At 48.3% G+C, this 13,415-nt stretch carries 11 protein-coding genes; 9 read left to right on the top strand and 2 right to left on the bottom strand.

Translation table 11 applies throughout. The annotated features are described in order from the left end of the window. The first annotated feature begins 8 nt into the window (after window positions 1-8). The 5 genes from ACQY2W_RS04255 to ACQY2W_RS04235 all read left to right on the top strand — a co-directional run bounded on the left by ACQY2W_RS04255 (window position 9) and on the right by ACQY2W_RS04235 (window position 7,776). Entirely contained in the window at window positions 9-3,146 is a 3,138-nt protein-coding gene (locus ACQY2W_RS04255) for an efflux RND transporter permease subunit (RefSeq protein ID WP_428049707.1), read from the top strand. Continuing rightward, entirely contained in the window at window positions 3,143-4,519 is a 1,377-nt protein-coding gene (locus tag ACQY2W_RS04250) for an efflux transporter outer membrane subunit (protein ID WP_428049705.1), read from the top strand. The genes ACQY2W_RS04255 and ACQY2W_RS04250 overlap by 4 nt, the downstream gene beginning before the upstream one ends. Window positions 4,520-4,822: 303 nt before the next feature. Next, window positions 4,823-5,347, top strand: coding sequence for a type IV pilin protein (locus tag ACQY2W_RS04245; protein ID WP_428049703.1), 525 nt, complete (start codon window positions 4,823-4,825; stop codon window positions 5,345-5,347). A gap of 25 nt (window positions 5,348-5,372) precedes the next feature. Then, on the top strand, window positions 5,373-6,767 hold the full coding sequence (gene purB, locus ACQY2W_RS04240) for an adenylosuccinate lyase (RefSeq protein ID WP_428049701.1): 1,395 nt from the start codon (window positions 5,373-5,375) through the stop codon (window positions 6,765-6,767). Then, on the top strand, window positions 6,760-7,776 hold the full coding sequence (locus ACQY2W_RS04235; protein ID WP_428049699.1) for an adenylosuccinate synthetase: 1,017 nt from the start codon (window positions 6,760-6,762) through the stop codon (window positions 7,774-7,776). The genes purB and ACQY2W_RS04235 overlap by 8 nt, the downstream gene beginning before the upstream one ends. A gap of 257 nt (window positions 7,777-8,033) precedes the next feature. On the opposite strand, the gene ACQY2W_RS04230 is transcribed toward ACQY2W_RS04235, so the two are convergent. Then, entirely contained in the window at window positions 8,034-8,537 is a 504-nt protein-coding gene (locus ACQY2W_RS04230; protein ID WP_428049697.1) for a type IV pilin protein, read from the bottom strand. 137 nt (window positions 8,538-8,674) lie between these two features. Between ACQY2W_RS04230 and ACQY2W_RS04225 the strand changes: the two genes are divergently transcribed. The 3 genes from ACQY2W_RS04225 to ACQY2W_RS04215 all read left to right on the top strand — a co-directional run bounded on the left by ACQY2W_RS04225 (window position 8,675) and on the right by ACQY2W_RS04215 (window position 11,069). Beyond that, a complete protein-coding gene (locus ACQY2W_RS04225) occupies window positions 8,675-9,274 on the top strand; it encodes an HAD family hydrolase (RefSeq protein WP_428049695.1) in 600 nt (199 codons plus the stop codon). 135 nt (window positions 9,275-9,409) lie between these two features. Continuing rightward, a complete protein-coding gene (locus ACQY2W_RS04220; RefSeq protein ID WP_428049693.1) occupies window positions 9,410-9,889 on the top strand; it encodes a type IV pilin protein in 480 nt (159 codons plus the stop codon). Window positions 9,890-10,001: 112 nt separating this feature from the next. Beyond that, window positions 10,002-11,069, top strand: coding sequence for an HAD family hydrolase (locus tag ACQY2W_RS04215; protein WP_428049691.1), 1,068 nt, complete (start codon window positions 10,002-10,004; stop codon window positions 11,067-11,069). Here ACQY2W_RS04215 and ACQY2W_RS04210 read toward each other — a convergent pair whose 3' ends face one another. Beyond that, window positions 11,070-12,371, bottom strand: a complete 1,302-nt coding sequence (locus ACQY2W_RS04210; protein ID WP_428049689.1) for an ATP-dependent DNA helicase — start codon at window positions 12,369-12,371, stop codon at window positions 11,070-11,072. Between the two features lie 89 nt (window positions 12,372-12,460). Here ACQY2W_RS04210 and zupT point away from each other — a divergent pair, with 89 nt between their 5' ends. Further along, on the top strand, window positions 12,461-13,237 hold the full coding sequence (gene zupT, locus ACQY2W_RS04205; RefSeq protein WP_428049687.1) for a zinc transporter ZupT: 777 nt from the start codon (window positions 12,461-12,463) through the stop codon (window positions 13,235-13,237). Window positions 13,238-13,415: the final 178 nt, after the last annotated feature.

The following is a 13,415-nucleotide window of genomic DNA, read 5'->3' as shown; positions in this document are numbered from 1 at the left end:
GGGCAGATATGTTTTCTAAATTCTTTATTAACCGTCCTATTTTTGCTACGGTCATCTCGCTACTTATTGTACTGGCGGGTATCGTTTCTATCACTTCGCTGCCGGTAGAACAATACCCCGATTTGACCCCGCCTACCATTGAGGTTGCGGCCTCGTATCCCGGGGCCAGCCCGGAAGTAATCGCTACCACCGTAGCCGCTCCGTTAGAGCAACAAATTAACGGCGTGGAAGATATGCTTTATATGAACTCCACTTCTTCTTCCAACGGCGATATGAGTTTGCTGGTCTCTTTTAAAGTAGGCACAGACCCCGACCAAGCCATGATTAACGTTAACAACCGTGTCCAACAGGCCACTTCTTCCCTGCCGCAAGACGTGCGCCGCTACGGGGTGACGGTGGATAAAAAATCTTCGGCCATGTTGCAAATTATTGCCTTATACTCGCCGTCGGGTCAAACCGATACAACAACAATTGGTAACTACGCACTTGTCAACATTGTGGATGACTTAAAACGCGTAGAAGGGGTGGGGGACGCACAGGTCATGTCCGCCAACGATTATGCGATCCGTATTTGGACGAAACCGGATGTGTTATCCCAACGTAATTTAACGGTGGGAGATATCGCCGCGGCCGTGCAAGCGCAAAATGCGCAACGTGCGGCGGGCAAAATCGGTCAGCCGCCTTTGCCGGTGCACGTGGACCGCACGTACACCATTGTGGCTCCGGGCCGTTTGACTACGCCGGAAGAATTTGAAAATATCATTTTGCGCGCCAGCCCCGACGGAACAACGCTATTATTAAAAGACGTCGCGCGGGTGGAACTGGGCAGTCAGACGTATGAATTTAATGGCAGTTACAACGGCAAACCGGCTGTGCCGATAGGCATTTTCCTTTCGCCGGGTGCTAACGCGGTGGCTACCGCTAATGCGGTAGGCGAGCGTATGCAAGAACTGTCCCAACAATTCCCGCCGTCAATGGATATGGAATATAAAGTGGCGTACGATACCACGCTCTTTGTAAAAGAATCTATTAAGGAAGTGATCCATACACTTTTAGAAGCCATGGTGCTCGTGTTCTTGGTTGTTTATTTATTCTTAAAAGATTGGCGGGCTACCTTAATTCCGTGTTTAGCGGTGCCGGTGTCTATTATCGGTGCGTTTGCCGGGATGAAATTATTTGGCTTTTCTATCAATACGCTTACGCTGTTTGGGCTCGTACTGGCTATCGGTATGGTAGTAGACGACGCTATTGTAGTGATTGAAAACGTAGAGCGTTTGATGAGCGAAGAAAAATTGCCCGTCAAAGAAGCTACTATTAAAGCGATGGAAGAAGTATCCGGCCCGGTGGTGGCGATTGTGCTAGTGCTGTGTTCGGTGTTCGTGCCGGTGGCGTTTATGGGCGGACTTACGGGCGTGATGTATCAGCAATTTGCTATTACGATTGCGGTGTCTGTGGTTATTTCCGGCTTAGTCGCTCTTACCTTAACGCCTGCCTTGTGCGCGCTACTCTTGCGCCATAAAGAAGAACCGACCCACGGCTTTTTCTATTGGTTTGACCAAAAGTTTGAGAAACTCACCGGGAAATACGGCAGTTGGGTATCTTTCTTTATCCGCCGCGTGCCGGTGTCTGCTGTGGTGTTGGTGTTGTTGGTAGCGGGGATGTTGGGACTTTTTAAAATAGTCCCCGGCAGTTTGCTGCCCGATGAGGACCAAGGGTTTATTATGGTGTCGGCGCAATTAGACCCGGCCTCGTCTTTAACAAGCAGCGACGAAGTATCCAGCACGTTGGAAAAAATTATTACCAGTAACCCGGCCGTTGCCCAAGACATGACATTTACCGGATACGACCTTTTAAGTGGCACCCAAAAGGCCAGTGCGGTATCGTCGTTTGTGATGTTAAAACCGTGGGAAGAACGCAAAACAGAAGCGTTGTCTTCGCTAGGGGTAGTAGCCGCGGTTTATCAGGCGGCTATGCAAAAAATCCCGACGGCTATTGTCATGCCGTTTAACCCGCCGCCCATTATGGGTATGAGTACGACAGGCGGCTTGGAAGGGTATATCCAAAACCGCGGATCGGGTGATAGCCGTGAACTGGAAAAACAAATCCAAACGTTCATGGATGCAGTTAAAAAACGCCCGGAAATTTCCAGCGTTACCAGTACGTTTTCGGCCGATGTGCCGCAATACTCGCTCACGGTGGACGAAACAAAAGCCCACGCGATGGGTGTTTCGTTGGATGATTTATACGCTACGTTACAAGGTTCTTTCGGCACGACGTACGTTAACGATTTTACCTACATGGGCCGCAGTTTTAAAGTGATGATTCAGGCCGACGGTGCGTACCGCGCGAAGCCCGAACAAATCAGCGGTGTATACGTGCGCGCACAAAGCGGAGCTATGGTGCCGCTTTCTGCATTAGTTACGCTAACGCCGTCGTTAGGGCCGGATATGGTGGAGCGGTTTAACGTGTTCCCGGCCGCTAAGTTTATTGCTAACCCGGCCGCCGGGTATAGCTCCGGCGACGCGATCTTAGCCGTGGAAGAAACAGCCAAAGCCACGTTAGACCCGAGTTTCACACTGGCGTGGACGGGTACAACTTACCAAGAAAACTTGGCAGGCAGTTCCTCTATGCAAGCGTTGTTGCTGGGAATTTTGGTGGTGTTCCTAATCTTAGCCGCGCAGTATGAAAAATGGAGCTTGCCGGTAGCCGTACTAATGGCGGTGCCGTTTGCGGTATTTGGGGCGTTACTGGGTACATTTATGCGCGGGCTGTCTAATGATATTTACTTTCAAATTGCGCTCGTGGCTCTAGTCGGTTTGGCCGCGAAGAACGCTATTTTGATTGTAGAATTTGCGGTGCTCTTAAAAGAGCAAGGCGAAGCTAAAGCCAAAGCCGCCGTGGACGCAGCCAAACTGCGCTTTCGGCCGATTGTGATGACGTCTTTGGCGTTTATTTTAGGATGTGTGCCGCTGATGATTAGCAGTGGTGCGGGCGCGGCCAGCCGCCACTCTATCGGCACAGCCGTTGTATTTGGTATGCTTATTGCTACCGGCGTTGCGCCCTTGTTTATCCCGCTGTTCTTCTGTTGGTTTAGCGGTAAAGATAATGAAGCTCCGTTAGGTGGAAAATTGGAGGAAACAAAATGAAAAAAATTGCTTTAACCTTATTTTCATTGGCTTGTTTAGGTGGGTGTTTGTTAGGCCCCAACTACAAACAACCCGAGCTAGACTTGCCGCAAGGCGGTCAATCCGGCGATAAGTTTGGCATTTTTACAACGGCCCAATGGTGGGACGTATTTGAAGACCCGGTGTTAGACGGGCTAGAAGAACAAGCCCTTGCTTACAACCAAGATTTACAAGCCGCTATCGCGCGTGTGGACGAAGCGCGTGCCGATGTGGGGATTGCCAGTGCCGACCAAATGCCTACGCTTTCCGCCGGAGCGCAAAGCGGTCGGGAAGGGAACAACGCAGGATCCGGCGAGAGTCAAAGCACGGCGGGTTTATCGGCCTCATTTGAATTAGATTTGTGGGGCAAATATCGCCGCTTGTCTGAGGCGGCCCGTGCCAAACTGCTCGCTAGCGAAGCAGCGCGTGATACGGTACGCTTAACGCTTACGGCCGACGTAGCCAACAGCTATTTTACGCTTCGCATGTTAGATGCGCAACAAAAAATTTTGCAGCGCACCTTGCAAGCGCGCGAAGAAAATGTGCGCATTTATGAGTCGCGTTACAAAGCCGGCTACTCTACCGAAGTGGATTTGCGCCGCGTACAAGCTAATAAAGACAGCGTACAAGCGCAACTGCAACAACTCAATTTGCAACGCGAACAACAAGAAACCGCGCTAGCCGTTTTACTTGGTCAGTCGCCGCGCGAGATTATCGCGCGTAATATCCCGCGCGGTAAAACATTGACGGAGCTTAATTTAGTGCCGGATGTCCCGGCTGATTTGCCCTCTGATTTGTTGGAACGCCGCCCGGATGTGCGCTCGGCCGAAGAGCAACTGGTTGCCGCCAATGCTAATATCGGCGCGGCGCGTGCGGCGTATTTTCCGTCTATCTCGCTAACCGGTACGGCGGGGTTTGCCAGTAACGCCCTAACTGATTTGTTTACCGGCGGTGCCGGCGTGTGGAACATAGCCGGCAACGCGCTCGCTCCCATTTTTGAGGGTGGCAAAATTAAAGCGCAAAACAAAAAAGCCGAAGCGCAATACCGCGAGCAGTTGGCGTCTTACACCAAAACGGTGCAAACGGCTTTTAAAGAAGCGTACGATGCGTTGGCCGCCAACCGTATCAACCGCGATATTTTTGATTCGTATAGTTCGCAGACCGCGGCGATGAAACGCAGTTACGAGCTCACCAAAAAACAGGAAAGCGCGGGGCTGATCGGCGTAACTGATTTGCTGAGTGTGGAAGAAACGCTTTTATCGGCTGAGATGAATTTGGCTAATTCGCGCGCCAATGAATTATCCGCAGTAGTAAATTTATGTAAAGCCCTCGGCGGCGGTTGGAAAGTGAATTAAAAGTTGTAATATCTTTTTGGAAACGGTCCTTTGAAAAAGGGCCGTTTTTTGTTGTCTTTTTGGGCAAGGAAGTTGTTGCACTGCAAAGCAACAATGCAAAAAGAGTGTGGCTCTAATTAAGTAGAAGTTGACTCCCCTTTTGCCTGCCCCCGGCAAGGGGGCTTTCCAGCCAATATTTTTTCTCCCGCTCGTTACCCCGACCCTGCGGGTGGCAAAAATGCGGGACAAAGCGGGAGAAAAAAATAAAACTTGACATCGTTTTTTTTTTTGCTACATTTTATTTAATGAAACAAAGGAGGTTGTATGAAAAACAAGCAAGCATTTACACTTATAGAGTTATTAGTCGTTGTTCTTATTATCGGTATTTTAGCGGCGGTGGCATTGCCGCAGTATAAAGTAGCGGTAGCCAAAGCGCGTATGGCGCAACTTATCACGCTTGCCAATGCTGTTGCCCAAGCCGAGGAACGCTATTATTTAGCCAACGGACAATACACAACCGATTGGGAAGAATTGGATATTGGGTTAGAGGGAACGATAACAAATACAGCCATTGAAACAATTTTGACTAATCCGGTAGGTTGGACTATTACACTCAACGCGTATGTGGCAGGGGCCCGTAACGAGTCGGTAGATGCTAAAGATTCTCGTTTGCCTTCGGGTACACATTTGGTATATGTGTATGATAATGCAACCAATGCGGGCGCGCGCGGGTTACGTTTTTGCTATGCGGGGCAAAATAATACGTTAGGTAATTTGATTTGTAAAAATGCTACCGGGCGCACCTCGCCGTCCGGAGAACCTACCGGCGAATATAGTTATCTCTTTTAACCTGTATTTTTGCTAAAATATAATTATGGAACGGACGGCCCTTTGTCCGCTGGACGGACGATATAGCGGCAAATTGGGCACGCTCACGCAGGTCATGGGCGAGGCCGCGTTCGCCGCATACCGTTTGCAAACGGAAATTTTGTGGTTGCAACTGTTGGCCGACTTAAAACTCCCTCACTTTACACCTCTTACCGTTAGCGAAAAAAAATTATTGGCTACGCTGTGCGCGCCAAGCGAAAACGATTTATCCGTTCTGCGCGCGATTGAATTTGACGGTTACAAAAATATTCCCGCTACCCGACACGACGTCAAAGCTGTGGAATATTTTTTGCGTTTGAAATTGCAAAACACGTCGTTGAAAGACCGTTTGAATTGGATACATTTTGCGCTTACCAGCGAGGACGTCAACAGCGTTTCCTACGCGCTCATGCTATCTAACGGCGTTGAAAAAGTTTTGTTGCCCGCGTTGGAAAAATTGTGCCGCGCGCTTTTGCAACTCGCGCGTAAAGAAGCCGCCGCCGTAATGCTCGCCCGTACGCACGGACAAGTTGCCGTACCGACGACGTTTGGTAAGGAAATTCGCGTGTTTGCAGACCGCTTAACGCGGCAAATCGCGCAGTTAAAAAAGCAACAAATTTCCTGTAAATTTAGCGGGGCCGTAGGGAATTTTAATGCGCACGCGGCCGCTTTCCCGGCGGTAAACTGGCCTAAAACGGCGGACCGTTTGATAAGCGCGCTCAACAAAAACCGTAAAATTAAAATTTATCGCACGCCTGTTTCTACGCAAGTAGATCCGCGCGACAGCTACGCCGAACTTTTTGATAATTTGCGCCGCATAAACGTCATTTTGATTGATTTTTGCCGCGATATGTGGCACTATATTTCCGCCGGACTCGTGCAACAGCAAACCCAAAAAGGCGAGGTCGGCTCGTCCACCATGCCGCAAAAAGTAAATCCCATTGATTTTGAAAATGCCGAAGGAAACTTGCAACTGGCCGCCAATTTGTGCGATTTCTTTTCCGGCAAACTTCCCGTGTCGCGCTTGCAGCGTGATTTGTCCGACTCCACCGTTTTACGTAATATGCCGCTGGTATTTGGATATATGTGTGTGGCGTTGTCGTCCTTGCAAAACGGGCTTGGTAAAATTTGCTTGGACCGCGCGGCCGCGGCGGACGAAGTGAAAAATCATCCCGAAGTGTTAGCCGAGGCGATCCAAACGGTTTTGCGCGCGGCGGGTGAGAAAAACCCGTACGAAAAACTGCGCGACGTTACCCGCGGCCGCGCGGTTACATTACACCATTTGCAACAAGTGATAGAAACAGCAAACGTGCCGGAAAATATTAAAAAACAACTGCGTGCGCTGACGCCGGAAAAATACACCGGGTTGGCCGAAAAATTAGCAAGGGGGAAACATGATTGATTTAGTGTGCGGCGGACAAGCCGGAGATGAAGGAAAAGGCAAAATTTCCGCGTATTTATCGTATAAAGGCAATTACGATTATTGCGTGCGTGTGGGTGGCCCCAACGCGGGGCATACCGTCGTGCAAAACGGGGTTTCCTATACACTTAAAAATATCCCGTCTGGCTTTTTAAACCCTAAAACCAAACTCGTTTTGGGTGCGGGAGCGTACACCAAAACCGAGTGGTTATTGGACGAAGTGAAAAAAACAAATACGCAAGACCGTTTAATTATTGACCCGTATGCCGTTTTGATTACCGACGAGCAAACACAAGCCGAACGCGGCGCAAGCCATTTTATGAATCACATCGGCAGTGTGGGTACGGGGCTTGGGCAAGCCGTCAAAGAGCGTATTGAACGGCGCGATATTAAATTTGCTAAAGACGAGCCGTTACTTAAAGAATTTATCCAAGACGTGCCGGAACTCTTAAACCGCTGTTTAGATAAAGGCGGCGATATTTTGTTGGAAGGCACGCAAGGTATTAAACTTTCTTTGTTACACGGCGAATATCCGTTTGTAACGTCGCGCGATACCACCGCCAGTACGTTTTTGGGCGAGGCCGGACTCGGCCCCAAAAGCGTGCGCGATGTGTACGTGGTGTTTAAACCTTATATCACACGCGTAGGCCCCGGCCCGCTTGAAAAAGAAATTTCCGACGAAAAAGAATTGGAAATTTACCACACCAAAGGCCACGAAATTGGTAGCGTGAGCAAACGCTTGCGCCGCGTGGGCGAGTTTGAAAAGCGTTCCGCTTCGCGCGCGATTATGATTAACAATTGCACCAAAATCGCTATTACGCATATTGATATGTTCCCCGGCAACGACCGCGTAAAAAAAGAAGAAGATTTTACGCCGGAAGCCAAAAAATTCTTGGCTGATTTGCGGGCGCTATCGGCGCAGGTGTATCCGCATCCTAAAATTGCGCTTATCTCTACCGGCCCGGACATGGAAGATACGTTAGTATTATAACGGCCCTGGTAAGTTTCGGTTTACGCACGATGCACAAAATAAACCAATTTTGTGCATCGTTGCTTTTCAGGGCCAACCATTTTCCAAATTTAAGCGCTTTTTTCGTCTCTTGCGGCTTACATAACTAGCGCTATGCCGCGCCGCAACTAAATCCGAAAAAATCATCTTAAATTTGAAAAATCAGGCAATCATCCGCAATACCATTCTTTTGGTTGGCAGGCCGTTCCGGGCGGGTTCCGTGCTAACTAGTAAGCGGATTAATTAAACCGATATAACCACACTCCACTTGTATCACCACCGTATCCCCCCGTAGTAGGTGTGGTTGTTTTACCAGTCATGTTTTGGCATAATTTATTGCCCTTTTCCCATGTTCTCCTAGCACCGCACATTTTATTGTTAGGATAACTGATGAAGTAGGATAAACGGGTGTCAACCGGGTTAAAATAACAATATATATTATCTACGCGGTCACTCATGTCGGCCGATAATATACAGTGAAAATCTTTATAAGTTTTTTCTTGCTCATCCCCTGTGCCGGGCACATCAATAGACAGTTCGTCAAAGCGGCTGGGGAAATGCCCATTAGCCAGTTGATACGCTAAGGCGGCTTTATGGATGGCATCTCCAAATGCCATTAGTTGGGTGTATTGGCTTTTTAAGACGACCATTTTATACTGCGGCACCGCCACCGCCGCTAATATACCGATGATTAAAACGACGACCAATAATTCAATAAGCGTAAATGCTTGTTTGTTGTTCATATTGTTTGCTCCTTGTTGTTTTTTTCGTCCCTTTATTATCGTTTTTTTTTTTGATTTGTCAAGCCCCTTGCCGCAAGTGGGCGAGGAGGCTTTTTCATACAAGCTAAAATTGTTAAAATATCAAAAGAGGTTTTTTTATGAAAGATATTGTTTTTGATTTGGGCGGAGTTTTAATTGACTGGAATCCGCGTTATTTATATAAGAAAATTTTTTCCACCGATACGGAAATGGAGTGGTTTTTAACTAATGTCTGCACATCCCAATGGAACACACAACAAGATGCCGGACGGAGTTTTGAAGAAGGTATTGAGTTGCTGTCCAAAAAATACCCGGAGTATGCGTTTGCGATTAACTTTTATTACACCCGTTGGGACGAAATGCTCGGCGGCGCGATTGAAGGCACGGTGGATATTTTGCGCGAGCTGAAAGGCCGCCACCGTCACTTGTACGCGCTAAGTAATTGGTCCGCAGAGACATTTCCTATCGCTAAACAAAAATACGATTTTTTGAAATGGTTTGACGGAATTGTGATGTCCGGCGAGGAAAAACTGGTCAAACCCGACCCGCAGATTTATTCGCGCTTGCTTACGCGTTACAATTTGCGCGCACCAAATTGCATTTTTATTGACGATAACCAAGCCAATATCTCTAAGGCGGCAGACTTGGGGTTTGAAACTATTTTGTTTACAAACCCGGAAGATTTGCGCCGTATCTTAATGAGCCGCTCGGTGTTGTAAGATAAATTCATTTGGATACAAACGGCAGATCGTAAAGATCTGCTGTTTTTTTTGTGATTTTTCCGCCTTGAAAAATAAAGCTTGACATCGTTTTTTTTTTTGCTACATTTTATTTAATGATAAAAAGGAGGTTGTATGAAAAACAAACAAGCATTTACGCTGATTGAATTATTAGTTGTAGTTCTCATCATCGGTATTTTGGCGGCGGTAGCGTTGCCGCAATACCAAAGGGCGGTAGAAAAGGCGCGTGCCACGGAGGCCATTTCTCTGGTAAATTCTATCGGCAAGGCGGAAGAACGGTATTTTCTGGCCAACGGCGAATATGCACCTAATTTTGACGAATTGGATATTGATATACCCGGCTCGCGCACGGTTTATCTTGGCGATATACCGGGCATTCAAACAAAACAGTTTGTATGCCGGGCGGCCTCTTATGCCGATCGGCCGGACTTATTGGCGGCTTGCAACCGTCTGCCGTTTGCTACCGAGTACGCAATTATTTATTTGGAAGACGGACAGCTGGGCTGTTTTTGGTACAGTTCCCAAGGCAAAAAACTTTGCCAATCGTTTGGTAATACGGAGTATGATTCCCGTACTTTTATTATCCGTCAGTAAACGATCCGGCAAGCGTTTGACAAGTAAGCACGGCAACGTGTTGCCGGCGCGGTGGACCGGTTGAAGCGGGGGCAATTTGCGCCACGACAGCTTGAAAAAGTACAATATCCTTATGGGTAAGAAATTAGGGATAACCGCTTTAGGAGTGGCTTTTGTTGCGCTAAATGCCGTCAGTGCGCCACCGCCACCAAAAAACCCGTTTTTGCTTTGGCGGGCCATGTCTAAACCGGTGGTTTGGCAAGGAGCAAGACAGACGATTTTTTCGCCCGGTCTGGCGCGGCGCGGTTTCAGTACGCCGCAATTGGTTGTCTCTTCCAAAGCAGGCGTTGGCGTATTGCCCGTGACATCACTTCCCCACTCTTTACCTCAAACCAAACCGCCCTTTTTTGTCCCCCAAACTAATGAGACGTCTTGTCCGGTAACTTTTTTGCGCCCACCCGCCGCCCGGACGGAAATGCTGCCCCGTGTGGTGTGGCAGCGCGTGCAGGCGGCCCGGCAAAACCGGGACTTTGTGCGCAACCTTTTCCCGGATAGAACGATCATTGATGCCGTCATTTTTGATATGGACGGCACCTTGTTAGATTCGCTGAGTGCCTGGGATCATGCCGCGGCACGTTATTTAAAAACACTCGGTATAGAAATGCCCGAAGAAATGGAAGAGCAGATTGTGCATATGTCGCTTATAGAAGGGGCTGTATATCTTAAAGAGCAGTTAAATATAGCCGAGTCGCCGGAAGAGTTATTAGAAGGGACATTGGCGGTCGTGCGGCAACATTATTTACATGACGTAGCCCCTAAAGCGGGCGTGTTGCCGTTGCTACAACAGTTGCACGAACAAGGTATTAAAATCAGTGTGGCGACGGCGTCCGATAAAGAACTTGCCGAGCGCGTATTTGCAAAATGGGGGCTTGATACGTACATTGATTTTATTATCACATGTGATGAAGTGGGGGCCGGTAAATTGTCGCCTAAAATATATGAGCAAGCTTTAGCGCGTTTAGGCACGGCGCGCGGGCGTACGCTGGTGGTGGAAGATGCGTTGTATGCGTTAAAAACCGCCAAAGCCGCCGGGTTTTTAACAGCCGGTATTGCCGAACCCTACCACACACGTTTGCACGAAGATGAAGTGCGTAAAACCGGAGACTACTTTTTTACCTCGTTTGAAGACAGTTTGAAATAATTAGTTGCCGCGCACGTAGTTGAAAAATTGTTTTACACGATCATCGCACAGGATATCTTTTACACAGATATCCTTTTTTAAATGTACGCCGTTTAAACTGCGGCAACGGCTTAGTGCCACGTACGTCTGCCCCGGCGCAAACGCACCGCGTCCGATATCCAAATAAATGTTATCAAACGTCAGCCCTTGCGATTTGTGTATCGTAATGGCCCACGCGAGTTTCAGCGGATATTGTTTGAAAAATCCTTTTACTTTGGGCTCTAATTTTTGCGTAAGTGCGTTAAATTCGTAGCGCACGTCTTCCCACACGTGCGGCTCTACTTGGTACACCGCACCTTTGAGTTCCACTTTGATAAAATCTTCACTTAGCTCATGGACCGTGCCAATATCGCCGTTGACCCAATCGTCCGTGTTGGTAAGCATCATAATTTTAGCCCCTTTTTTAAGTTTGAGCTCGCTTTCCGCCGGCGTGATTTTAGGGTTAAAGCCCTCGTCTTGCGTAGCGGTATACGTAAATTCCGGCCCGGGCAGGCGCGAGAGATAATGCAAGTTGCGCCACGCGGCCTCGCGGTTGGTGGGGGATAAAATAATGCAATTTTCAAATTGGTCGGGCAGTTCAAACGTCTTGTGCGTGTTTAAGATCATATCCAACTGCGGTTGCGAAATTTGACCTTCGCGAATCAAATTTAAGAGGTGCGCAAAGTCCGGGTCGGCTTTTTGGCGAAAAATGCGTTTGAGTTCAAAGACCTCTAACGGCAAGCGTTTTAATACGTGCGCTTCAAAAAAATACGGGCTTTGATATTCTTGTTGGAAAACGTCAAATAAGCCGCTGGTTTGTTTTTCCTCTACGGGAGGAAGTTGGAATAAATCGCCAAAGAGTACGATTTTTTTGCCGCCAAACGGCAAATCGCTATGCGTAGAAAGTTGCAAAATGTAGTCCATGGCGTCCAATAAATCGGCGCGGAGCATGGAGGCCTCATCAATGATAATCGTGTCAAACGCTTCCACGGTTTTGCGCGGTAAACGGTGCAAATTGGCCGTATCAAACAGGTTGCCCGGTTTGAGCCGGAAAAACGAATGGACCGTCTGCCCGTGTACGTGAATAGCGGCTAAGCCCGTCGTAGCCAGTACAACGGTATTTTGGGCCGAGTGCTCGGCAAAGTAACGCAGCAGCGTGGTTTTGCCCGTGCCCGCGCGGCCCGTGATAAAAATAAGCGGCTGTACGGCGGGCTTGGCCTCTAATAAGGCCAACGCGTCTTTAAACTCATCGGTTAGAATAATGGAATTTTGCGTTGCGACCATGCTTTTATTATAGCTTTTCCCGTTCCAAGACGTCATCCTAATACATTTTGCGCCGCATGCGTTTGAACGGGTTTTGTTACGATAAATGTATGAACGAGCCAATACTATTTGCGCTGTTACTCAGTTTTTTTGCCGGAGCCGCTACGGCGGTGGGGGGAGTTTTGGCGTTTATTGTAAAAAGAGAAAATCTGGCGGCTTTGGCGGTGGGGCTTGGTCTGTCGGCGGGTGTGATGATTTACGTGTCATTTATGGAATTATTGCCACAGGGGGCATTATCTTTAACAAAGCAACTGGGCGACAGACCCGGCCAATGGTTAAGTACGGGGCTGTTTTTCGGCGGAATTTTAATTGCGTGGGGAATAGATTATTTTTTGCCGTCGCACCACGTACAAATGCACACGTTTGATCCGGCGGATAAATTAAAACGCGTGGGGTTAGTTACGGCTATTGTACTGGCGGTGCATAACTTCCCCGAGGGATTGGCTACCTTTATGGCTACGCTGAAAAGTCCGGCACTTGGTATTAGCGTGGGGGTAGCGGTGGCGCTTCATAATATCCCGGAAGGAATTGCGGTAGCCCTTCCTGTCTTTCACGCAACGGGTAGCCGCAAACAGGCGTTTGCGTACAGCGTGCTTTCGGGCTTGGCTGAGCCGATAGGTGCGCTGATGGGTTTTTTGTTGTTGCGACATTTTTTGCACGAGACCGTTTTTGGCGTTTTGTTTGCGCTGATTGCCGGACTGATGGTGTATATTGCCTTAGATGAACTCTTGCCCACGGCTCACGAGTACGGCGAGGGCCACCACGTGATTTGGGGCGTAATTGGCGGCATGGGCGTAATGGCCGTATCTTTGTTGATTTTTTCTTAGTTTATTGTCTGTCTTAAAATAAAGCAACATAGCAAAAAGAGTGTGGCTCTAATTAAGTGGAAGTTGACTCCCCTTTCTCGTCATCCCGCAGAGTTTCTATGCGGGATATAGCGAGAGAAAAAATAAAACTTGACATCGTTTTTTTTTTTGCTACATTTTATTTAATGATAAAAAAAGG

The sequence above is a fragment of the Candidatus Avelusimicrobium caledoniensis genome (genome assembly GCF_902756455.1).
GTDB lineage: Bacteria > Elusimicrobiota > Elusimicrobia > Elusimicrobiales > Elusimicrobiaceae > Avelusimicrobium > Avelusimicrobium caledoniense.
This window is presented reverse-complemented; position numbering and strand designations above follow the sequence as displayed.

Bases quoted from the DNA above. Each gene is read 5' to 3' on its own strand.
- ACQY2W_RS04245 (WP_428049703.1), top strand. From the start codon at position 4,823: ATGAAAAACAAGCAAGCATTTACACTTATAGAGTTATTAGTCGTTGTT.
- zupT (WP_428049687.1), top strand. From the start codon at position 12,461: ATGAACGAGCCAATACTATTTGCGCTGTTACTCAGTTTTTTTGCCGGA.
- ACQY2W_RS04235 (WP_428049699.1), top strand. From the start codon at position 6,760: ATGATTGATTTAGTGTGCGGCGGACAAGCCGGAGATGAAGGAAAAGGC.
- ACQY2W_RS04230 (WP_428049697.1), bottom strand. From the start codon at position 8,537: ATGAACAACAAACAAGCATTTACGCTTATTGAATTATTGGTCGTCGTT.
- ACQY2W_RS04255 (WP_428049707.1), top strand. From the start codon at position 9: ATGTTTTCTAAATTCTTTATTAACCGTCCTATTTTTGCTACGGTCATC.
- ACQY2W_RS04210 (WP_428049689.1), bottom strand. From the start codon at position 12,371: ATGGTCGCAACGCAAAATTCCATTATTCTAACCGATGAGTTTAAAGAC.
- ACQY2W_RS04250 (WP_428049705.1), top strand. From the start codon at position 3,143: ATGAAAAAAATTGCTTTAACCTTATTTTCATTGGCTTGTTTAGGTGGG.
- ACQY2W_RS04220 (WP_428049693.1), top strand. From the start codon at position 9,410: ATGAAAAACAAACAAGCATTTACGCTGATTGAATTATTAGTTGTAGTT.
- ACQY2W_RS04215 (WP_428049691.1), top strand. From the start codon at position 10,002: ATGGGTAAGAAATTAGGGATAACCGCTTTAGGAGTGGCTTTTGTTGCG.
- purB (WP_428049701.1), top strand. From the start codon at position 5,373: ATGGAACGGACGGCCCTTTGTCCGCTGGACGGACGATATAGCGGCAAA.
- ACQY2W_RS04225 (WP_428049695.1), top strand. From the start codon at position 8,675: ATGAAAGATATTGTTTTTGATTTGGGCGGAGTTTTAATTGACTGGAAT.